Origin of the sequence: Thalassovita aquimarina, assembly GCF_018219815.1 — a bacterium.
GTDB lineage: Bacteria > Pseudomonadota > Alphaproteobacteria > Rhodobacterales > Rhodobacteraceae > Thalassobius > Thalassobius aquimarinus.
Window position 1 is genome coordinate 1 of sequence record NZ_JADMKU010000061.1, and the last position, 435, is coordinate 435.

General features: G+C 63.9%; 1 protein-coding gene. It reads left to right on the forward strand.

What is annotated here, in order from left to right:
- Nucleotides 1-22: 22 nt before the first annotated feature.
- Nucleotides 23-435 (forward strand): ribulose-phosphate 3-epimerase (locus IT775_RS21180; protein ID WP_212703237.1); only part of this gene is annotated, 413 nt, incomplete at its 3' end.

A 435-nucleotide genomic window follows, 5' to 3' on the forward strand; every position in this document is an offset into this window, starting at 1 on the left:
CCCCTCAAAGGAGAGACCTGAGATGACTTTCGACCGTTCCCTGAAGATCGCGCCGTCGATCCTGTCCGCCGATTTCGCCAATTTCGGCAAGGAAATCGAAGCGATCGAGGCGCAGGGCTGCGACTGGGTCCACGTGGACGTGATGGACGGGCATTTCGTGCCCAACCTCACCTTCGGCCCACCGCTGTGCAAGGCGATCCGCAAGCACATCGACACGGTGATGGACGTGCACCTGATGATTTCTCCGGTGGACCCGTATATCGAGGCCTTTGCCGAGGCCGGCGCCGACGTGCTGACCGCGCATCTGGAGGCCGGGCCGCATATCCACCGCACCCTGCAGGCGATCCGCGGCGCGGGCTGCAAGGCGGGTCTGGCGCTGAACCCGGGCACCGGGGTCGAGGATATCGATTACCTGCTCGACATGGTCGACCTGGT